14 protein-coding genes are annotated in these 22,517 nt (G+C 60.9%); 6 read left to right on the top strand and 8 right to left on the bottom strand.

The features are described from left to right. Positions 1-18 precede the first annotated feature (18 nt). Positions 19-1,629 carry a bifunctional aspartate transaminase/aspartate 4-decarboxylase gene (locus tag CQ050_RS16645; RefSeq protein ID WP_105557927.1) on the bottom strand — a complete coding sequence of 537 codons (1,611 nt, stop codon included), beginning with the start codon at positions 1,627-1,629 and terminating at the stop codon, positions 19-21. A 918-nt stretch (positions 1,630-2,547) separates the two neighbouring features. On the opposite strand from CQ050_RS16645, the gene CQ050_RS16640 reads away from it, so the two are divergent. Then, positions 2,548-2,790 carry a hypothetical protein gene (locus CQ050_RS16640; protein ID WP_105557926.1) on the top strand — a complete coding sequence of 81 codons (243 nt, stop codon included), beginning with the start codon at positions 2,548-2,550 and terminating at the stop codon, positions 2,788-2,790. Between the two features lie 141 nt (positions 2,791-2,931). On the opposite strand, the gene CQ050_RS16635 is transcribed toward CQ050_RS16640, so the two are convergent. The 4 genes from CQ050_RS16635 to pgi all read right to left on the bottom strand — a co-directional run bounded on the left by CQ050_RS16635 (position 2,932) and on the right by pgi (position 6,776). After that, the gene (locus tag CQ050_RS16635; RefSeq protein WP_233214109.1) at positions 2,932-3,648 is read right to left on the bottom strand and encodes a Crp/Fnr family transcriptional regulator; all 717 of its coding nucleotides are present in this window, start codon (positions 3,646-3,648) and stop codon (positions 2,932-2,934) included. 20 nt (positions 3,649-3,668) lie between these two features. Next, positions 3,669-4,397, bottom strand: a complete 729-nt coding sequence (locus CQ050_RS16630; RefSeq protein ID WP_105557973.1) for a Crp/Fnr family transcriptional regulator — start codon at positions 4,395-4,397, stop codon at positions 3,669-3,671. Positions 4,398-4,692: 295 nt separating this feature from the next. Next, positions 4,693-5,016, bottom strand: a complete 324-nt coding sequence (locus CQ050_RS16625; protein ID WP_105557924.1) for a hypothetical protein — start codon at positions 5,014-5,016, stop codon at positions 4,693-4,695. Positions 5,017-5,099: 83 nt separating this feature from the next. Next, positions 5,100-6,776, bottom strand: coding sequence for a glucose-6-phosphate isomerase (pgi, locus tag CQ050_RS16620; protein WP_199196841.1), 1,677 nt, complete (start codon positions 6,774-6,776; stop codon positions 5,100-5,102). Between the two features lie 132 nt (positions 6,777-6,908). Here pgi and CQ050_RS16615 point away from each other — a divergent pair, with 132 nt between their 5' ends. Beyond that, positions 6,909-15,653 (top strand): GH36-type glycosyl hydrolase domain-containing protein, encoded by an 8,745-nt coding sequence (locus tag CQ050_RS16615; RefSeq protein ID WP_105557922.1) that lies wholly within the window; start codon positions 6,909-6,911, stop codon positions 15,651-15,653. Between the two features lie 211 nt (positions 15,654-15,864). Beyond that, entirely contained in the window at positions 15,865-16,281 is a 417-nt protein-coding gene (locus CQ050_RS16610) for a VOC family protein (RefSeq protein ID WP_105557921.1), read from the top strand. Positions 16,282-16,515: 234 nt separating this feature from the next. Here CQ050_RS16610 and CQ050_RS16605 read toward each other — a convergent pair whose 3' ends face one another. The 3 genes from CQ050_RS16605 to CQ050_RS30845 form a co-directional block, all read right to left on the bottom strand. Next, on the bottom strand, positions 16,516-18,966 hold the full coding sequence (locus tag CQ050_RS16605; RefSeq protein ID WP_199196840.1) for an arylsulfatase: 2,451 nt from the start codon (positions 18,964-18,966) through the stop codon (positions 16,516-16,518). Continuing rightward, on the bottom strand, positions 18,887-19,870 hold the full coding sequence (locus CQ050_RS16600; protein WP_199196839.1) for a formylglycine-generating enzyme family protein: 984 nt from the start codon (positions 19,868-19,870) through the stop codon (positions 18,887-18,889). The genes CQ050_RS16605 and CQ050_RS16600 overlap by 80 nt, the downstream gene beginning before the upstream one ends. Before the next feature lie 265 nt (positions 19,871-20,135). Next, the gene (locus tag CQ050_RS30845) at positions 20,136-20,297 is read right to left on the bottom strand and encodes a hypothetical protein (RefSeq protein ID WP_158266053.1); all 162 of its coding nucleotides are present in this window, start codon (positions 20,295-20,297) and stop codon (positions 20,136-20,138) included. A gap of 245 nt (positions 20,298-20,542) precedes the next feature. Between CQ050_RS30845 and CQ050_RS16595 the strand changes: the two genes are divergently transcribed. The 3 genes from CQ050_RS16595 (at position 20,543) to CQ050_RS16590 (ending at position 22,287) form a co-directional block, all read left to right on the top strand. Continuing rightward, a complete protein-coding gene (locus CQ050_RS16595; RefSeq protein ID WP_233214116.1) occupies positions 20,543-21,481 on the top strand; it encodes an AraC family transcriptional regulator in 939 nt (312 codons plus the stop codon). 165 nt (positions 21,482-21,646) lie between these two features. Then, positions 21,647-21,946, top strand: a complete 300-nt coding sequence (locus CQ050_RS30730) for a hypothetical protein (RefSeq protein ID WP_146121039.1) — start codon at positions 21,647-21,649, stop codon at positions 21,944-21,946. An 8-nt stretch (positions 21,947-21,954) separates the two neighbouring features. After that, on the top strand, positions 21,955-22,287 hold the full coding sequence (locus tag CQ050_RS16590) for a hypothetical protein (RefSeq protein WP_233214108.1): 333 nt from the start codon (positions 21,955-21,957) through the stop codon (positions 22,285-22,287). Positions 22,288-22,517 lie beyond the last annotated feature (230 nt).

Here is a 22,517-nt window from a genome sequence, read left to right as displayed (position 1 = left end):
CATGCAGGTCCGGCACTTTCAACTTGACGTGGCCGCGCCGCCATTCTGTTGCCGGTACCGCTCCAGATACTCATCGCGCAGCCTGCGCACGCACTGGCCGATCTTCACGTAGTCCTGCTCATTCAGATTGGCAAGCGACACGCGGCCAGACGGGTGCTGCGTCCCGAATCCCATGCCCGGCAGCAGAACCACGCCCGCCTCCTCGGCCAGCCTGAACAGCATTTCGTGCGGCTTGATCGAGGCCAGCAGCCATTTAACGAAATCGGGGCCGACCTCCCGGCTCATGTGCTCCACATCCAGCAGCGTGTAGTAATCGACCACGTTCTCATCCACCTCACCCGGCGCGGCACCCATCCCGCGATACAGCGCCGCCTTGCGTCCGCGAATCAGCCGCTTCATGGCGTTCTTGTAGTTTTCGGCGGTATCCATGAGGGAAAAAAGCGAGAACAGCACCATCTGCACCTGCTGGGGGGTGGACAGGCCCGCCGTGTGGTTGAGCGCCACGGTGCGGCTGTCCGCCACGATGCGGTCAATGAAGGGAAGCTTTTCCGGCTCGGTGGTGATCGATGCGTAGCGTTTGTTCAAGCCATCGCGCTCTTCCTGTGGTAGCTGCGCAATCTTTTCGTCAAACACATTGGATTTGTCCGCGGCGATCACGCCCAGGCGCCAGCCCGTCGCGCCAAAGTACTTCGAGTACGAGTAGACAAGCAGCGTGTTGCGCGGGCACATCGCAAAGAGCGAAACAAAGTTGTCCGCGAAGGTGCCATACACGTCGTCCGTCAGCAGGATCAGATCGGGCCGGTCCTTGACGATGCTTGCCAGGTATTCAAGACTCTTGTCGCTGACCTTGACCGAGGGCGGATTGCTGGGGTTCACCAGGAAAAACGCCTTGACCTTCGGGTCGCGCAGCTTGTCCAGTTCCTTTTCCGGGTATTGCCAGCCGTTTGCGCCGTCCGCGTCGATGGCCAACTCAGCCAGGCCGAACTCCGACAGCTCCGGGATTTCGATGTAAGGCGTGAAGATCGGCTTGCCCAACGCAATGACGTCGCCCGCCTTCAACAGGTGGTTGATCTTCATCGAGTTGAACAGGTAGGTCATGGCCGCCGTGCCGCCCTCGACGGCATACAGGTCGAAATCGCCGCCGAACGGATGGCTGCCTATCATTTCTTTCCGGATGTACTGCTTCACGATTTCTTCCGACAGCTTCAGCATCCGATCCGGCACGGGATAGCTGCAGGCCAGGATGCCGGCGCACATTTCGTACAGAAAATCGCCTGCATCCAGTCCAAGCTGGTCCCGCACGAATGACACGGCGCTCGCGAGGAATTTCACGCCCGGAACGTCGGCGTGGCTGCGCGCAAACAGGTCGAAGCGTTCTTCGATGCCCGCCCGCCGCGGGAACCCGCCCACGCCTTCGGCAAGATAGGAAAACGACCGCTCGGACTCGACCATCGCAAAAAGTCCAAGCTGCCAAAAACCGTGACGGGGGATTGTGGCGAGGAAGTTCGGATTTCCCCTGCCGGCGTTCAGCATCAGCCTGTTGGTGACGCTTCCTGCCAATTTGATCAGCTCGTCTTTCAGTTCAAACGGGGAAAGACTTGCCAGATGAGACGTATCGCGGGTTTTCATTGTGGTCTCCGAGTATGGATACTACGGTCAATGAAACAGGGTTTTGCGTGACTCGAACCAGCCAAACAAACGAAATGCTATTAACGCACCGTAAACGCCCCGGCCGGCATCCGACGATGGCCTGCCCCCATCGAAATTTACCCGCGAGCGGGCGTCTCAACAGCCACGTGATCCGTGCAGTGCAAGTGAATATACTGCGTTCGCATCGGACAAACACCATAGTTTTCCGGGGTCGGATTGGAAGGAAAAAAGCTCGCCACCCGAGGTGTAGTGCGATTAAGCCGGTCTAGACGAACCAAATATCTCTCTATCTCATTTCAACGGCGTAACCTGATTGAGCCCCATCCAAAGACGGCAAAATAAGCCGGGTTCGAGGGTGCCATCGTGCTTGCTTCTCAACGTTGTCTCATTCGTGTCTCATGTATGTCCCACACGTGTCTCACACATGTCTAAAAATCCAAAAAAAATCAAAGAGACGACCGCACCCAGAGGGTGCGTAGTGTGTGGTGGCTTTAAGGGAATTGCACGCGGTCCTCGATACCGCGCGAATGAGGCAATGAGGAGAAAAGATGCTCAACATCCTTTCAATGGAGCTGCGTCATGGCGACAATCCACACAAACCCGGCTATGAAACTCGTCGCCGTAAGCGCTAGCGGGATCACCCATCTCATCGAGCAGCATTACAGGTTTCATCCCTGTAAGCATGAAAGGCCTGATGGGACCGTAGTACTGGCGATTGAATGCCGTCTGGGCGAACCGGGGCGCTTAAACTGAAGGGCGAAGACCCGCTTCGCACAGGACGCGCGGGGTCCTCAACCCACACTGCTCGGGCTACCTGGCCCGGCGCAGGATGACTATTCCTTGTCGGTGTGCGGAGTGCTAACGTGAGTATTCGCGGGGACCACTCCGGAGACACTCATGAAGAAAAATCCGGACACCAACATAGGCCGCGCCGTCGGTTTCGACATCGGAGTATTGGACGGAACACTTAACGCAATCATCATGCGCCTCCAGCACACCCCCTTGACAGTCGACGCACCGGCGGCGGCGCCGAACATCTTCGTTTTCGTTCTCGACAGGGACCAAGCGGCGGATCTGAGCCGACAACTGCTAGACGCGCTGGGATGGTTCAAGACGCACTCAAGCGAGCCGGCCCACTGAGACGACGGCCCCGAAGCGCAAAACTCTCCCGTTCAAGCGTGGCGAGGGGTTCCCCCAAGGCGCAACTAACGGATGTCGCGCTTCCGTTTTGGATGGCAGTCGGCCAACAAAATCAATGAACCAATTTTGTCCCTCCGGATCTTAATGGGGCCACCTCGTGAGTTGGCCATAGCTGAACTGGTCTGCGGCGTAGCAATCGCACGCCGCCTGCTCCAGGCCTGGCCTGTTCAAGATCTCGATATTTCCGCGGCGATACGCGATCAGCTTGCGATGCTGCAGGGCCGAGGCAGCCACCGTCACGCCGACCCTTCGCACACCTAGCATATAGGCCAGATATTCATGAGTGAGGTGAAAGCTGCCTGAGTGCGCGCGGTCTTGCGTCATCAGCAACCAGCGCGCAAGCCTGCCCTCGAGCACATGGGAATGCATGCAGGCCGCGGCCTGGGCGAGTTGCTGCAGGATGACGACGGTATATCGGCTGATCAGGTCGCGCAGCGCGGCGCTGGCGTCCAGTTCCCGTCGGAACAAATCCGCTTTCATGCGCAACGCGGACCCTGCTCCCTGCACGACTGCGCGGAGCTGCGAGGTATCGGCGCCCAATGGAACGTCGACGCTCCACATCCCTTCATTGCCGACCAGCCCCACTTCCAGCGAAGCGCCGCGCGTCTGCGGCAGGATCAGGGAGATATAGCCCCCGCTGGGGAAGTAGACGTCGTTGATGCGGTCGCCCGGCTGAAGCAGACATTGTCCGAAGACCAGGTCGACGGACTCGAAGCGATCCAGCAATCGAGGCCGTTCTCGGTTGGGCAAGGCGTCGAGCAGGCGGTTGGGAACATCGGCCATCGGGAGGTGCGGCAAGTTGTGCTCCAGGTTCCATCTCAGGCGCGGATCGCGCTACCAGTCACATTCAGCAGCCGTTGATATTCCTGCCGGACCACCATATAGCATTCGCAGACGCGAGCCTCCAGCCCCTTGCGGTCCAACACGGTGATGTGGCCGCGCCGATACCGGATCAGGCCATCCTCCTGCAGGTGGCCGGCGGCCTCGGTGACCCCTTCCCGGCGCACGCCCAGCATGTTGGCGATGAGTTCCTGCGTCATGACCAGTTCGTCGGATTGCAGACGGTCCAGGCTAAGCAGGAGCCAGCGGCAAAGCTGCTGGTCCAGCGAATGATGACGATTGCACACCGCGGTCTGGGCCATTTGCGTCAATAGCGCCTGCGTATACCGAAGCAGCAGATGCTGCATGGCTCCGCCCCGGTCGAACTCGTCTTTCAGCGCCTGCCCCTTCAACTGGTAGCCCACCCCCGCGCTTTGCACGATTGCGCGGCTGGGGGTGGTTTCGCCGCCCATAAACAAGGAAATGCCGACGATGCCTTCGTTGCCGACCACAGCGATTTCGGTCGAGGCGCCATCTTCCATGACGCACAGCAGGGAAACGATGCAGTCGACCGGAAAGCAGACATGCCGCATTCGACCGCCCGGTTCGTACAGCGCCTTGCCCAACGGCAGGGAGACCCGCTCCAACAGAGGAAACACTCGCTTCATCTCCTGCGGAGGCAGCGCCGCCAATAGGTGATTTTGGGTGGGATCGTGAGAATCAGGCATGATGAGTCCCTCCAACAAGCCCGGTTGCAACGGCCCGATCCAGGGCCGTTATCCGAAAATCCTCCGGCACACTTTGCCCACTCGGCAGGGGCAATCCCCACGCGTTATGTACGGTGGCGAACGGAGTCCTGCCCAGAGTACCGCACTATTGATCATTGGCCCCGCTAAGCGGGTGCTATTTGATCTGCATGCACCGCAGTGAGCGAAAGCGCGACGAACACTGCGCATACATACTTTTTGAGTTGTCGCATGGATGATGGGTCTTTCCCCATTGCGCAAACTTGACCCGAACGCGTCAGGACTCTTCTCTGTGCCACGCCAGCACCGGCCACAGAACCTGCGATCCGGCGCCACCAAACACGAACGGGCGCAGCACGCCGACATAGCCAACGATGCTTCCGCCCTCGCCTTCCCACTTGCTTACCTCACGTGAGACTTGGCCCGAGTCCCCGATGGGTGCGCCGGGATGTGGCTGTGCGCTGCCCACCAAGGCGCCGACCGCTCTGGAGCCGTAGGTCGCGAATGGAACGAAGCCCAGCGAGTCGATTGCCGAAATGCCGGAGCGCGGGACCTGGGCAGGCGTGTAGCGGGTATAGCCTTTCTTGATGAGCGATGACATATCGATGATCCTGTCGCGAAGAGCTGTGTTGACCTGGCGCGGGAGCGCCAGTGTGACCGTGCAACGGTAGGGGAAGGCCAGGATCACGTCCGTTCGGTGGCGCACATAGCCGCGGCGGTCTTGTCGTCCAGGTATTTCTGCATCATTGTTCGCGTGGAACTGTCGGGACCGGGCGCACTTGCCTGCCCGGCCGCAAGCGCTTGCGCAATATGCACGGCGAGCGTCTTTCCCAGTTCCACGCCCCATTGGTCGAAGGAATCGATGTCCCAGATCACACCCTGGGTGTAGGCGCTGTGCTCATAGAGCGCAACAAGCGCTCCAAGCGTGCGAGGCGTCAGCCTTGCGGCCAGCAACGTGTTGCTGGGACGGTTACCCTGGACCCGCCGGTGCCCTTCCTGAACCTGCGCATCCGCGGGCCCATCGCTTTCGCCCAGTGGACGGCCGAAGGCCAGTGCCTGGGCTTGGGCGAACATGTTTGCCAACAGTTCCTCGTGGCCATGCGCCGATGGCGGCAGCGGCGAAAGAAACCCGATAAAGTCGCAAGGCACGATCTGCGAGCCCTGGTGCAGCAACTGATGGAACGAATGCTGGCCGTTCGTTCCGCAAGCGCCCCAGTAAATCGGGCTGGTGTGGCAGGCCACCGGAGCCCCGCCCTGTGTGACGGACTTGCCATTGCTTTCCATCATCAATTGTTGGACATACGAGGGAAAGCACCTCAAATAATGCTCATAAGGCAGAACGGCGACGGATCGCGAACCCAGGAGATTGTTGTTCCACACCGCCATCAATGCGTGCAGGACGGGAAGATTACATTCCAGCGGTGCGGAAAGAAAATGCGCATCCATGTCATGGAAGCCGGCCAGCATCTCGCGAAAGGCGGCAGGTCCGATGGCAGCCATCAAGGCCAGTCCCATTGCGGAACACAATGAATAGCGGCCATTGACCCAGTCCCAGACGTCGAAGACATGCTCCGACGCGAAGCCGGCCTGGATAGCGGCCTCGCGATTTCCCGTCACGGCCACGAAATGCGCCTGTACCGCGCTTTCGTCCTGGATGTCTTCCTGGCACCAGGCGCGCGCGGCGGCCGCGTTGCGGCGGGTTTCGAGCGTCTGGAAGGTTTTAGAGCAGACAATGAACAGCGTTTCGCGCGGGTCCAGGTCGCGCGTAGCATGAAAGAAGTCCGCGCCGTCCAAGTTGGACACGAAGCGGAACTGCATGTCTGGTCGTCCGTAGTGCTGCAGCGCCGCACAGGCCATGCCCACGCCGACCGCAGAGCCGCCTATGCCCAGGTTGACGACATTTTTGATCCTTTTGCCGGTTCCGCCCCGCCAGGCTCCGCTGCGCACCCTGCCGGCGAAGCGTTCCATGCGGCGTAGCACCCGCTGGACCTCAGGCACCACGTCCCTGCCATCCACTTGCACGCTGCCATCGGCGGGCATGCGCAATGCGACATGCAACGCAGCGCGGCCTTCACTGACATTGACCGGATCGCCATTGAACATGGCGTCTATCCTCGCCGGCAGACGAGTCGCGCGGGCCAGGCGCAGCAACAGATCGAGAGTTCTGGTGGTGATCCTGTTCTTGGAATAGTCGAGATACCAGCCCGCGGCCTCCACGCTCAAGCGCGGCCCGCGCTCCGGATCAAGCTGGAACAGGTTCAGCACGTGCTGCGGCCGCACTTCGCCCGCATGCGCTAGCAGCGTCTGCCAGGCGTGGGTGCGCGACACATCGCCGGGGCCGCCCATTCCTTGTCTGTCCATTGCCCTCTGCCTCCAAGCCGCTTGGCGGAACCGCGGAGAATCCGGGACTCGCATCTGTTATGCCATAGGCAACAAAGGGCGTCCGTGCGCTAACGCACAGAGCCCGCGGCCGAGCTTGGTCACTCTATGGCTATGAAACCTATTGATTGGCCCTCGCTCGAAGCTGCACCCGAGTGGATAGACCTGTTTGCCCGAGGTACGGCCACGCTGCGCTCGGCCGAAAGCGAGCCGCCACTGCGGGCGGAGCTGTTCAGCTCGCTGCAAATGGAGCAGCACGGCCAGGCGCTGGCGCACGCGCATCACGTGGGCAGATCGCGTCCGCCGGACACCTTGCTGCCACGGCTTACCGAAAACCAGACGCTGCTGGCTCAGGCCTGCGCGCTTTTGATGGAGTCCGTGCGGCAGAATCGCCAGATCACGCCGGCCGACGAATGGCTGCTGGACAATTTCTACCTGATCGAAGAGCAGATCCGGCTGGCCAAACGGCATCTGCCCAAGGGCTACAGCCGCAGCCTGCCGAAGCTGGACACGGGCCCCTCGCAGGGACTGCCGCGGGTGTACGACATTGCGCTGGAGATGATCTCCCATAGCGACGCGCGGATCGATGCCGCGGGCATCCAGGCATTCGTGGCCGCCTATCAATTGGTTACGCCGCTGCAGCTGGGAGAATTGTGGGCGATTCCCATCATGATGCGCCTGGGCCTGATCGAAAACCTGCGCCGCGTCGCCATCCGGCTGGCCTACGCGAACATGAACCGCGGCCTGGCGGACACCTGGGCCGACACGATGCGGAAATCGGCCGAGGAGGATCCCACCAGCCTGATACTGGTCATCGCCAACATGGCGCGTTCGAATCCACCCATAGACGGTTCGTTCGTGGCCGAACTGGCCAGGCGACTCCAGGGGCATGGTCCGGCGCTGGCCCTGCCGTTGACGTGGTTCGAGCAGCGCCTTGCCCAGTCCAACCTGACCATTGAACAGATGGTCATCACCGAAAACCAGCAACAGGCGGCCGACCAGGTATCCATCAGCAACAGCATCGGCAGCCTGCGCACCTTGTCGACGACGAACTGGAACGACTTCGTGGAAGCCGTCAGCATCGTGGACCGGACCTTGCGCCAGGATCCCGCCGGCGTCTACGCCGGCATGGATTTTCCAACCCGAGACCACTACCGCCATCGCGTCGAGCGGATGGCGCGGAAATCCGAGCACGCGGAGACTGAAATCGCCGCCATGGCAGTCGACCTGGCAACGGCAGGCGCGGCCGACCCGAGCCCGGGCGCCGATTTCCGGCGCGCGCACGTGGGCTACTACCTGATCGACGAGGGCCAGGACGAGCTGGCGAAACGGGCCAAGGCTCAGTTCAGCGTGCGGGAGAGGGTGGCCCGCATCTCGCCCCGCGCCGCGCTGCGCCTGTATGCGGGCGCCATCATCCTGCTTACGGTAGGCGTCGGCGCCCTGCTGCTGGCGATGGCCCATGGGTCAGAAGTCGGCCCCTGGGCCATGGCGTGCTTCGCCGTGCTGTCCTTGATCGCCGCCAGCCATCTCGCCGTGGCCACTGTCAACTGGTCCTTGACGTGGCTGGTGCGGCCCCAGCGCCTTCCGCGCATGGATTACGCCAAGCGCATCCCCGACAGCGGCCGCTGCCTGGTCGCCGTCCCCACGATGCTGATTGGCCTCGATGACGCGGAGACGCTGGCCGAGGCCCTGGAGATCCGCTTTCTGGCCAATCCCGGCGAGAACCTGAGCTTCTGCCTGCTGACGGACTTCGTGGACGCCGCGTCGGAGCATCAGCCCTCGGACGCCTTGCTGCTGGAACGCGCCCAGGCGCAGATCCAGGCGCTGAACCGTAAGTACCGGCGCCTAGGGCGCAGTCCGTTCTTTCTCTTTCACCGCCCTCGCCGCTGGAACGAACAAGAGCGGGTCTGGATGGCCTACGAGAGAAAGCGAGGAAAGCTGGCCGACCTGAACGGCCTGCTCCGCGGCCAGGGCGCAGGCGCGTTTTCCTGCGTCGTGGGCGACCTGGCTGCGCTCGCCGGCACCAGATACGTCATAACGCTGGACACCGACACCGAGCTGCCCCGGGAAACCGCGTGGAAGCTGGTCGGCGCCATGGCCCATCCGCTCAATCAGGCGCGGTTCGACCCGGACACGCGCCGGGTGACTCGAGGCTATGGCATTCTGCAGCCCCGGGTGGCGGTGAGCTTGACCGACCTGACAGCGTCCGCCTATGCGCGCCTAAACGGCGGCGATCCGGGCATCGATCCCTACACCAACACGGTGTCCGACGTTTATCAGGACATCTTCAAAGAGGGGTCCTTCATCGGCAAGGGGATCTACGACGTAGACGCTTTCGAGGTGGCCTTGAAGGACTGCTTCCCCGAGAACCGGGTCCTGAGCCACGATCTACTGGAAGGCTGCTATGCCCGCTCCGGCCTGCTGAGCGACGTCCAGCTCTTCGAAGGCCAGCCAGCCCGCTACGCCGCGGACGTCAGCCGCAGGCATCGCTGGATACGCGGAGACTGGCAACTACTGGGCTGGCTGATTGGCCGGTCGCCCACGGCACCAGGCGCGCGGCACGGATCGCCCCTGCCGGCGCTCGCGCGCGCCAAGATCCTGGACAACCTGCGCCGCAGCCTGGTCCCGGCCAGTCTTGTGCTTTTGCTTGCGCTGGGCTGGACACGACTGCCTGCCCCGTACCTGTGGACAGTCGCCTGCGTGCTGATCCTGTTCCTGCCGGCCTTGTTTGCCTCGGCGTTGAGCGGAGTAAGAAAAGAAGAAGACGTCGTGCTCGCGCAGCATCTGGTCGGCTGGGTTGCGCCGACACTGCGCCAGTTCACGCGGGCGGCGTTTGCCTTGGCCAGCCTGGCGCATGAAGCCTTGTACAGCCTGGACGCGGTCATCCGGACACTGTACCGCCTGACGGTCTCGCGCCGGAGGCTGCTGGAATGGAAGCCGTCCAGCGTCACCAACCGCGACGGCGGAACGCGGTCCGGTCCTATCCTGCTTTCCGTCTGGAGTTCCCCCCTGCTCGCCGCCGCCATCGGAGTCGGCGTGATGCTGCTGAACCCATCGGCCTGGGGCGCCGCCCTGCCGGTTCTGGCGCTTTGGGCGGCGATGCCAGTCATCGCCTGGCGCTTAAGCCGCCCGCCGGTACTTGCCAAGATCGACTTGTCCCCCGACCAGACCGAGTTCCTGAGGATGCTGGCGCGCAAGACCTGGTCGTTTTTCGACGGCCATGGCGGCGCGCAAGACAACTGGCTGATACCCGACAACATCCAGGACCGGCCGTCCCCGAGCATCGCGCACCGCACCTCGCCCACGAACCTCGGCCTGGCGTTGCTGGCCAACCTGGCCGCCTATGACTTCGGCTACCTCCAGGCGAGCCGCCTGTTGGAAAAGACGCACGCGTCGCTGGGCACCATGGCCACGCTGGAGCGCTATCTGGGGCACTTCTACAACTGGTACGACACCATCACCCTGAAGCCGCTGGCCCCGCTCTACATTTCGACCGTGGACAGCGGCAATCTTGCCGGCCATCTGCTCACCCTGCGGCCCGGGCTGCTGGAACTAGCGCAGGCGCCCCTCCTGCATCCCCGCACATTTCAGGGATGCGCCGATGCATTGGCGGTCCTGCGGGAAAGCGTCTCCGAAGGGAGTTCCGCCGAGCTGGAGCCCTTCGCCGACGCGCTGGACTCCGTCATCCAGGCCGGCGCCTTGACCTTGCCCCAGGCGAAGCAGCACCTGGATCGGCTATGCGCGCTGGCCTCAGCCCAGATAGGACACTATGCGGCGCCCGAACTTGGGCAGGCGCTCTGGCATTGCCAGGCGCTGCTGCAGCAATGCGAAGCCGCACGCAGCGAGCTGGCGCTGCTTGCGCCGTGGCCAGGCCTGGCCAACGCCGCCGGATGGCGGGACATTCCCGAACTGCATGCCATGCCGACTTTGCAGCAGGTCGCGGACATGGCGAGGCGCGTGCTGCCCACCTTGCGAGAACGGCTGTCATCACCGGATATCACTTCCGACGAGCAGACCTGGCTGCTGGAAACCGAGCTTGCAGTGATCGCGGCGGGTGAACGCGCCCGCGATCGGCTTGCCTTGATCGCCGTGCTGGCCGACACGCTGGCCGAAATGGCCGTGGCGGATTATCGATTCCTGTACGACCCGGGCAGCCGGCTGCTGGCCATCGGCTACAACCTCACCGAACGCCGGCGCGACGAGGGGCTGTACGATTTGCTGGCCTCCGAGGCCCGTCTTAGCAGCTTCGTAGCGGTTGCGCAGGGCCAACTGCCGCAGGAAACGTGGTTTGCCCTCGGCAGGCAGCTCAGCGGCGCCGCAAGCGGCACGGTGCTGCTGTCGTGGAGCGGCTCGATGTTCGAATACCTGATGCCACGCCTCGTCATGCCGTCCTACCCACATACCCTGCTGGAACAGACTTGCGTGTCGGCCGTGCGCGCCCAGATCGAGTACGGCGACAAGCTCGGCATCCCCTGGGGCATGTCCGAAAGCGCCTACAACCTTTTCGACATCGGCATGAATTACCAGTATCGGGCGTTCGGCGTGCCGGGGCTAGGCTTGAAGCGGGGGCTGGCCGACGACGTGGTGGTGGCGCCGTATGCGTCCATGCTGGCGCTGATGGTGTTGCCCGACGAGGCCTGCCACAATCTGCAGCGCCTGGCCAAGGAAAACCTGCTGGGGCGCTACGGATTCTACGAGGCCATCGACTATACGCCGCGCCGCCTGCCGCCGGGCAAGACCGGTGCGATCGTCTATGCCTATATGGCGCACCACCAGGGCATGGGATTCCTGTCTATCGCGAACGTACTGCTGGGACGAACGATGCAGGTACGCTTTGAAGCGGATCCGTCGTTCCAGGCCACCATGCTCCTGCTGCAGGAGCGGGTCCCGCGCGCTGCGACCGCCTTCGCAAAGGCAGCCGAATTGTCGGTCATTCGCAGCACCGCGACGGGGCAGCCCGAAACGCCGGTGCGCGTGCTGGATACCGCCGACAGCGCGATCCCGGAAGTGCAGCTTCTGTCCAACGGACGCTACCACGTCATGGTCACCAACAGCGGCGCGGGCTCGAGCCGTTGGAAAGACCTGGCCGTGACCCGTTGGCGCGAGGACGGCACCTGCGACAACTGGGGAACGTTCTGCTATCTGAAGGATAAGGACAGCGGCGCGATCTGGTCCACCTCGCACCAGCCTACCTTGACGCGGCCAGATCACTACGAGGTCATTTTCTCCGAAGGCCGCGCCGAATTCCGCCGCACGGACCACCAGATCGACACACACACCGAGATCGTCGTGTCGCCGGAAGACGATATCGAGCTGCGCCGCTGCCACCTGACGAATCGCAGCCGCGAGCGGCGGACGATAGAAATCACCTGCTATGCCGAGGTCGTTATCGCGCCGCCCATGGCGGATGAACTGCATCCGGCATTCAGCAATCTTTTTGTGCAGACCGAGATCGTCCCGTCCGAACGCGCCATCCTTTGTTCCCGCCGGGGCCGAAGCCCGGCGGACAACCCGCCGTGGATGTTCCAGCTCTTGGCGATCCATGGCGGTCATCCCGGCACCGCCTCCTACGAAACGGACCGGTCCATCTTCCTGGGCCGGGGCCGCTCGGTGGCCGACCCTCAGGCGTTGGAGGGCGATGGGCCATTGACGGGCAGCCAGGGTTCGGTACTGGACCCGGTATCCGCGATCCGTTGCGAGATCACGCTGGAAGCAGAAGAATCCATGGTCATCGATCTGGTGCAAGGCGTGGGCGACAGCCGCAGCGCCTGCATGAACCTGATCAGCAAATACCGGGATCGCCACCTGGCTGACCGGGCGCTGGAACTTGCGTGGACACACGCGCAGGTGACCCTGCGCCAGTTGAACGTCGCTGAGGCGGACGCCCAGCTCTACGCCCGGCTCGCCAACGCCATCGTCTATCAGAACCCCGCCATGCGCGCCGAGGCGGCGACGCTGCTGAAGAATCGCCGCGGACAGTCGGGCCTGTGGGGATACGCCATCTCGGGCGACCTGCCCATTGTGCTGCTCCGCATCAAGGATCCCGCCAACTTTCAGCTCGTACGCCAGCTGGTTCAGGCGCATGCCTACTGGCGGCAAAAGGGCGTGGCGGTGGACCTGGTGATCTGGAACGAGGATATGGGCAGCTACCGCCAGGCGCTCCAGGACCGGATGATGGGCCTGATATCCGCGGGCGTGGAAGCGCACATCATCGACCGCCCCGGCGGCATTTTCGTTCGCCCCGGCGACCAGATATCGGAAGAGGACCGGACGCTGCTGCAGGCGGTGTCGCGCATATCGCTCAGTGACACGCTGGGCACCTTGTCCAACCAGGTGAACCGCCTGGGCCTGCCCGAGACGCGCATTGCACCCTTGGTGGTCTCGACGCCGGTGCTGCCCCCCGCCGTGCAGTCGGCCGGGGCGCAGGCGGATCCCGGCTCGGGCGCCTCTATCCTCCTGCACGACAACGGACTGGGCGGATTCACGCCAGATGGAGAGGAATACGTGATCACCACGACTCGGGACCGGCGCACGCCGGCGCCCTGGGTGAACGTCATCGCGAACGCCGGCTTCGGCACGGTCGTGTCCGAAAGCGGGCAGGCCTACACCTGGAACGACAACGCCCATGAATACCGGCTCACGCCCTGGTACAACGACGCGGTCAGCGATGCCTGCGGAGAAGCCTTCTACCTGCGCGACGAGAGCAGCGGCCAATACTGGTCTCCGGCCCCCTACCCGGCTGGCGGCGATTCCGCCTACGTCACGCGCCATGGCTTTGGCTACACGGTGTTCGAGCACGTGGAGGACGGCATCGAATCCGAACTGTCCATCCACGTTGCCCAGGATGCGCCCGTGAAGTTCTATGCGCTCACGCTGCGCAACCGGTCGGGACGCCGGCGGCGCCTGTCGGTGACCGGCTACGTGGAGTGGGTGCTGGGCGACCTGCGCGCCAAGTCCTCCATGCACGTCGTCACGGAAACCGATCCCGAGACCGGGGCGTTGCTGGCCCGCAACAGCTTCAATACCGATTTCTCCGGGCACGTCGCATGGTTCGACACCAGCGCCCCGACGCGGACCATGACCGGCGACCGCAAGGAGTTCATCGGCAGAAACGGCACCCTGCGCCACCCGCAAGCGCTGCGGCGCAGCCGGCTATCGGGCAGGACAGGCGCGGGACTCGATCCTTGCGCCGCCATCCAGGTCCCCGCCACGCTGGAGGACGGGCAGGACGTCAGAATCCTGTTCCACCTTGGTGCCTCTTCGCAAGGCGTCGAGCACGTCAGGCACCTGGTGCGCCGGTACGGCGAACTGGGTGCGGCGGGCAGCGAACTCCAGGCCGTCAGACGGTACTGGCGCGATACGCTGGGAGTCGTGCGCATCGACACGCCCGACCCTGCCGTGAACACGCTGGCCAATGGCTGGCTGCTCTACCAGACGCTTGCATGCCGGCTGTGGGCGCGCAGCGGCCACTACCAGTCGGGCGGCGCCTTCGGTTTTCGAGACCAGTTGCAGGACGTCATGGCGCTGGTGATCGCTCGCCCCGCCCTGGCGCGTGAGCACCTGTTGCGCTGCGCGGCCCAGCAGTTCGTGCAGGGCGATGTGCTGCATTGGTGGCACCCGCCTTCGAATCGCGGGGTGCGCACGCGCTGCTCGGACGACTACCTGTGGCTACCGTTCGCCGCCTGCCACTATGTGGAAGTGACTGGGGACTCGGATGTGCTGGACGACATGGCGGGATTCATTGAGGGCCGCCAGCTCAACCCAGGGGAATCGTCCAACTACGACAACCCCACACCGTCCAGGGAGACGGCCAGCCTGTATGCGCACTGCACGCGTGCTCTGTCGCATGCCTTGAGCGCCTTTGGGTCCCATGGCCTGCCGCTGATTGGATCATGCGACTGGAACGACGGCATGGACAAGGTCGGCGAGGACGGTCGCGGGGAAAGCGTCTGGCTGGGCTTCTTCCTCTACAACACACTGACGCGGTTCGCGGCCCTAGCCCGCGCGCGAGAAGACCTGCCGTTCGCTGCGCATTGCGAATCGGAAGCCGCGCGGCTGCGCTCGCGGCTCGAGGAGTCCGGCTGGGACGGCGGGTGGTACAGGCGGGCCTATTTCGATGACGGCAGCCCCTTGGGGTCCGCCGAGAACCCGGAATGCCAGATCGACGCTATCTCGCAAAGCTGGGCCGTGCTGTCGGACGCCGCCCGGGAAGACCGCGCCCGCCTTGCCATGCAGGCCGTGGATGAGCGGCTGATCGACAACGCACGCGGACTGATACGGCTGCTTGACCCGCCTTTCGATTCCTCCGCCCTGAATCCCGGCTACATCCGAGGCTATGTGCCCGGCGTGCGCGAAAACGGCGGCCAGTACACCCACGCCGCCATCTGGACCGCCATGGCGTTCTGCGGCCTGGGAGAAAACGCGCGCATCGGCGACCTGCTCACGATGCTCAACCCCATTAGCCATTCCGACTCCCCCGCAAAAACCGCCGTCTACAAGGTGGAGCCCTATGTCATGGCGGCGGATATCTACACTACGCCTGGGCAGCAAGGCCGTGGCGGCTGGACCTGGTACACCGGCTCGTCAGGCCTGATGTACCGCCTGATCCTGGAATCGGTACTAGGCATGCGTCGGCGCGGCGCTTCCTTGAGCTTCCACCCCTGTCTGCCTGCGGACTGGAACACCTTCAAGCTGCACTATCGGCACGGGGCTACGCTGTACTCCGTGACCGCCCTGCGCGGACAGTCCGAAAATGGGGCGGGCTACGTGACGCTTGATGGAGTGCTGCAGAAATCAGGGGAAATTCCCTTGCTGGACGATGGGAGAGATCGTGAGGTCATGATCGTGTTACAGGCGTGATCTCGTCGCGGCGACATTCCACTGTAGAGGTGTCGGCTAGAAATCTCTGAAAGGTGGCCGCTACCATGAACACCGGTTCCACAATGGCTCAGCGCCGCCGGTGCTCCGCCGCTAGTGGCCGCAATGGGTCGAAGGGCATCCCTCGTTGACGACTTCCCTCGCTACTGAGAGACGGCGGAGATAAACTCGCAATTCAAACGGAGGCACGAACATGAAGCCACGAGTTACCGTTATCACCCTAGGCGTTGAAGATCTTGACGTGTCGTTGAGCTTCTACCGGGATGGGTTAGGCCTTTCTACCGATGGCATCGTAGGCACGGAATTCGAGCACGGCGCCGTTGTGTTTTTAGATTTGCAGTCCGGCCTGCGTTTGGCGCTCTGGCCGCAGAGGAGCATTTCTCACGACACAGGATTGACGACAGTGCCGTTCAATCCGACCCAGATGACGCTTGGTCACAATGTCTCGTCAAAAGTCGAAGTTGACACTGTCATGGCTCAGGCCGGTGCGGCAGGGGCAACGATCGTCAAGCCACCGCACGAGACGTTCTGGGGTGGTTATTCGGGATACTTTCAGGACCCCGACGGACACCTCTGGGAAATTGTCTGGAATCCGCAGTGGTTAGAGTGAAAGCTGATCGGCGCGACAACTGAACCGCTGTCCAAAGGAGCCGCCACCAAGGACGGCAATGGGTTGTGGCATTTGCAAGTTGTCACCTCACCAAATCAGAGAAGATCTTTGGTACCGACCAAACTTGTCCTCGACCGGTGGATGCCGATGGCCTCAAGCCAGTTGCATGCTTCATCAAGTTGTCGAGAGGGACCGCCGCATCGCCTACTGCGGCGTAGCCGAAGTTGTCAACGATCAGTCCAAATATTCGACCTTTAGATGACGGATATTTCCGTTGAAAGTAAAAGGCTTACGATCGAAATATGCAAGTGAGACCGGGGAATAGCTATCTCGACCAACGTCAAAGGCGTCATTGGCGGTAAAGGTGAGCGCCGTGGAACGTGGGACACGCCCGTTGCTGACCTCTTTGCCGTCCACGCGGATGACAATATCCAAAGGCGCCGGGCGGGCGCCAGCAACCTTGCGCGTTTCGACCTCGATCTTGACCTTCCCTGTGGGAAGCGGAGCGGATGTTTCCAACTGGGTCCGCTCGATCTCAAACAGATTGTATTCGTAGTTGAGTTTTCCATTCTCGACCCACACGGCCAGGCCGCCGGAGACGGCCCCCAGCGCGTAGAGCACGCCCTTCGAGTCGGGTTTTAAATCCGCGTCAATGGTGACAAGGTTGCTTCGTGACCCAAGGCGCGGTGCAGTGAATTCGGGAACACCCACAACCTCCTGTGTGTAATTGAAAATCTTGGCTGGATTGGAGGGAGCATCTTCAGGATGGAAAACAATGGACCATAATCCCCCACCGACCGGATTGACCTTATTATCCTTCGCACTCGCATCGAAAGCGATCTTCAGCTCATTCACCTTATCGGGATTTTGGGGAGCGACATCCTTCGCCTGCGAGAAATCCTTGTTGAGCTCATAGAGCTCCCAGACATCGTTTTTCGGTGACCATTGCATGATTGCAGGGTCGATGCCTGTTTGCCATGGGATTCTCGGCCCAAATACCGAAGCGATCCAACCGTCCTTATAGTAGGCGCGACTGCCCATGACCTCGAAATACTGTTCACCCTTGCGTTCCGGCGCCGTCGGGGATGCAAAAGAGTAGGTCATGCTGGTGCCGTCGATCGGATCTTGGCTGATCCCGTCGACGAGCTTCGGCGGCGCAATTTCCAAAATGTCATAGATCGTCGGCACGATATCGTTGACGTGATGGAATTGCGAACGCGGCGTGTTATCTGCCTTAATCCTGCTTGGCCACGAAACCGCAAGCGGCGTGCGAGTTCCGCCAAAATGCGCTGCGATCAGCTTTGTGGATTGATATGGCGTAGAACCAGCCCAAGCCCACCCGGCATGGTACATGTTATCCACCTTGGGAGATCCGAGCACATCCAGACCACCCAGTTCGTTCATGGTCCGAATGTGATCCTTAACCTCGGAAGGAATGCCATTCTGCGCCAAGAGTTCGCTGATCGTGCCGTTCTGGCCTTCCGCACTTGAGCCGTTATCGCCCCAAATGTAAAAGACGAGTGTGTTTTCACGGATGCCCAGCTCATCCAAAGTATCGATCAACCGGCCAGCCTGAGCGTCAGCGTGTTCGGTATAGCCGGCAAACACTTCCATAAGCCGGCTTTGAAACGGCTTTTCATCCTCTGGAATATCGGTCCATGCGGCAAGTGTCTTAGGCCGAGGCGTCAATTCCGTGTCTTTCGGAATCCAGCCAAGTTCTTTTTGACGAGCAAAAACATCTTCGCGCATCACATCCCAACCTTTGTCGAACTTACCTTTATATTTGTCCGCCCATTCCTTGAAAATATGATGCGGGCCGTGCGACGCTCCAGGTGCCCAATACACGAAGAATGGCCGATCCGGTGTCAGGGCATGAACCTGCTTGATCCATGTGACAGTCTTATCCGTCATATCTTCGGTGAAGTGATATTCCTTCTTACCTTCAGAAGGATCCACGCGAACCGTGTTTTCAACGACCGCCGGCTCCCATTGCGACGATTCACCGGCAAGGAAGCCGTAAAAGTAGTCGAAACCGACGCCCTGTCCAGCCGGCCAATTCGTGTAGGGGCCGACGGCCGTAGTTTCATTAGCTGGCGTGTTGTGCCATTTTCCGAAGGCACTCGTTGCGTAACCATAATAGCCAAGCACTTTAGCGGCTGTCGCGGAAGTGCGCGGAATTCGACCTGAATAACCATCCCAATCATTCGCCAGCTCTGCGATCTGGCCGTAGCCGACCCGATGATGATTGCGCCCCGTCAGAAGTGCTGCCCGTGTCGGCGAGCACATTGCCGCATTATGGAACCGGTTATAGGTGATCCCCTCTGCCGCTACGCGGCTTAAGGTGGGTGTATTAATCACACCACCAAAGGTGCTCGGAAGCGCCGGGCCGACATCGTCAAGCATAATCACAACGATATTGGGCGCGTTCTTTGGCAGATGCGATTTAGCGGGCAGCGGGCTGTAGGTCGATTCGGCAATGGTCGGCCCCGCTTTACTTCCCGAGGGCGTGGGAGCAAAGGGCAGCGATTCCTGAGCTACCACAGGCGACCCCAACATCAGCAGTGTCGTGCCTACACTGAACCAGCGCGTTTTTTTGATTTTTAGGCTAAATTTCATTGAATTTTCCAGTTCGAACAACACATCTAAAGCCGACATGACTTGTTGAGGTGTCGATTGCTTCGGCATGTCGGGCCGCTGGTCGATAGCGGCGACAGTAGTTCGGAGCACACAGATGCGAGCCGCCTTTCAACACCTTGCGCGGGATTTTTATATTGGGCAGACACGGGTCATAGCTGGCAGACTCAAGGCCCCCACGAGGGTTTCTGGGTATGCAGCAAGTTTTCCTGGTGTCCACCTCATGCCTGGGAGCAAACCAGTCCGATGTCCACTCCCAGACGTTTCCGATCATGTCGTAGATGCCATATCCGTTAGGCGGGAAGGCAGTTACCGGCGAAGTGCGGGAATATCCGTCGAGATGATGATTGGTCGTCGGAAACGATCCTTGCCAAGTGTTGGCCATATGACGACCGCTAGGGGTAAATTCAGATCCCCAAGCATATTCAGCCTGTTCGAGCCCCCCTCGAGCGGCAAATTCCCACTCGGCTTCCGTGGGGAGATCCTTCCCCTTCCACCGGGCGTAAGCCAGCGCGTCATGGAGGCTGACATGGACGACTGGATGATCATCCAATCCCGCAATACTACTGTGCGGCCCATAGGGCTGGCGCCAGTTGGCGTTCCGCATGAACTCCCACCACAGCGACCAATCGTTCAGGTCGACCCGTCCGGACGGCTGGCGAAAGACCAGCGACCCTGCATATAGCATCTCAGGCAATGCACCGGGATAGTCACGTGGGTCAGGCGCCAATTCGGCAAACGTGCGATGACCGGTCGCCGCAACAAACTCGGCAAACTGCGCGTTGCTGACTGGGGCTTTATCGATGAAAAACCCCTCGACACCTACGCGATGAGCCGGTTTTTCTTCTGGATAGTGATGGTCAGAGCCCATCCAGAATGTCCCACTGTGCACGTACACCATCTCAGCAGACATACGCTCCGATGATAAATCCGTACACGCCGCATTGATCTGCATAGTCACCATTTCCCCGTCGCACATTACTTCTGCGTGCAAATTTATATATAAATCCTATTCGCGAGGCGAGTGTTAGCGACGATGATGTATTAGGGCATCATTAAACTGATGCGCGACGACATCGTCATTCAACACCGACGCGGCAGCCGTGGGACTCGTGACCATTGGACTGGATGCGGGCAGTCTTCGCTCTGCGTCCAAGCCCAAAAATAAGAGAGGCCCAATCTGCTCCGTGACTTCCCTTCGCCGCTAGGGCGAGGCTAGGTTAGGAGAATGAGTTAACGGTGTCTTGCCATTCGATGCCAAATGCAATGCGCTTGATTGCTTTCGAAAACGGCGACATCAGCCCAAAGGTGTTTGAATAATCCACAAATTGCCGTCCATGGTCCGCCGGAAAAGTCTCATTATCCACGGCCAGTTGTCTCATACCGATAGTTCCGAGCTGGTTCGCACAAGCCACAAGGTAGATTCGGCGGCTGCACGCTTCCGGCCGATTTACTGCATCATTTCCCGGCCTGGAGTTTTCGAAAAACTGATTACTCGCTAACCTAGCCATGGCCTCAAGAACCTCCCACATACCTGGGCCGGACCGGAGTTCATCGCGTGGACATTCCCGTGTCTGATTCGATATCACCCCGTCGGCCCCGCATCAAGCTTCGTAGTCTTCTATACATGGCGCCCTACCTGGCAAGTCGAGGCGTGTCTGTCCTTGAATTCTTCCAACGGTTCGGGATTGCTCCCAACATATTTCAGACTCCTGACATCTGGCTCCCCCGAGCCACGTGCTTTCGCATTGCGAACGAAATGGCCGCCATCGCGCAAGACCCGTTTGGCGGTGCCCACGTAGGACATTTGACGGATCTGCGTTCGCTCGGCACGTGGGGAAGTCTGGTCGTACGCTCGGAAAATATCGCGCAGGCCTGCGCGATGGCCGTCACCCACGCAAAAATGCTTCACCAGGGCGGCAGGATGCGTCTCGTCACGGAAAGCCGGAGCATAAAACTGGTTCATAGTTTCTCCGGACAACTCGATGAGAACCCCCTGCAGTTCGTTCTTGGAAGTTTGGCCGTACTCCGAAAAATACCGCTCATGGCAAAAGACTCGTCAGCCATACGAGTGCATTTGACCGCACGGAGCGCAAGGGGAGACGACGCGCTCGAGGCCTTTCTGGGTCCCAACATTGTGACGGGAGCAAAGTACGACATGGTTGAATTTGACCGCGATCTGCTGGACCGTCCATTGTGCGCAATGAAGGACGATATTTCGACGGTCACAGCGGCATTGCAGTCAACAATTGACACGGCCGGCCTGCTCATCGCCCACATATCCGATCACAAAACAGCCAAGCTAGTTTTAATCGCGAAAGAACTAGGAATGTCGCCGCGTACCATACAGAGACGCCTCATACGCACCGGCGTCGATTTCCAGGGCCTGCTCGACGAGACTCGTCGGAGCGAGGCGCTTCGCCTCATTGGGACAGACAAATATTCCGCCACCGACATCGCATATATGGTTGGCTATAGCGATGTGGCACATTTCACGCGTGCCTTCAAACGCTGGACGGGGCTGGCTCCCTCGCGTTTCCGGGCCACGCTACGCAATGGCGCATGACCCGCTGAGTTGCCGCGGTGGCGATCAATACCGTCATCGTATCGGCGTGCTCCTGCCCTGCATTATTGGCATCAAATGGCAAACCCGCCGCAAGACGTTCTTGTACATTCCAGCTCGGCAACACCTCCTGTGGTGGTATCAAATCAATATGGTTGAAGGACGATCATGTCATATCCATCGACCTCAGGCATCGCCGCGCTGACGATCGCAATTCTTGGAACGGCAAACGCGCAGACCTCCCCGGATACTCCAACCATCGTCGGCGTCGACAACTTTGTTCGGGCTGAGGCAGACCTCTACACGGCAAGGATCGTGGCCGACGGAAGCTTCATGCCCATCGTGCCGGTTGAAACACCACCATCAGGCTTTATCAGCCGGACGAAGAGATTCTTAACGGCAGTTGGCGGCCGCACTACAAGCGCGACCTCGCCACGATTGCTCGCAGCGGGCTGGATCATTTTCTAGTCCATGTTGTGGTCGCAGGTTCCATACACGGTGATTTTGACAAGCGTGATGTCGTGGCGGGGCCGGGGGAAATCTGCTTCATTGACCTTGCTCGCCCTTACCAATGCCAAGTGGATGCCGGTGAGCGCCTGGTCATGGCGATTCCCCGCGCCAGCATCGGCAAGATACTGGGCGCCCACGATATTCACGGCCTGGTGCTGGATGCTCGCAAGCCGATGACGAGCCTGCTCAAAGACTACCTCTGCGGCTTCCATGCGGTGTCGGGGCTGCTATCGGCAAGCGAAGACGTCACCGCGCTGGAGGCCCAATGTCTCATTTTTTCGCTGGCTTGTCTCACATGAAAGTTCTTTCAACTCCTTCCTAGGCGGCACGGTGTAAATTCGCCCACGATTTCCTGCACGTCGATGCGTTGGGCAAAGCCATTTTCTGAAAAGGTTGTGCGCCTGGCAATCTGGCTGACGGCATCACTTAAGTCCATGTGGACCTCCACACCGTCCATCACGCTCAGAAGTTTCTTGCACATACCTGTCCCGAAATCGGCACGTCTGTGCGTGATTTCGCGAATAAATAT

It is taken from the genome of Achromobacter sp. MYb9 (assembly GCF_002975275.1).
GTDB lineage: Bacteria > Pseudomonadota > Gammaproteobacteria > Burkholderiales > Burkholderiaceae_B > Achromobacter.
Note: the sequence above shows the minus strand (reverse complement) of the source record. Positions and strands in the feature narration are given on the sequence as shown.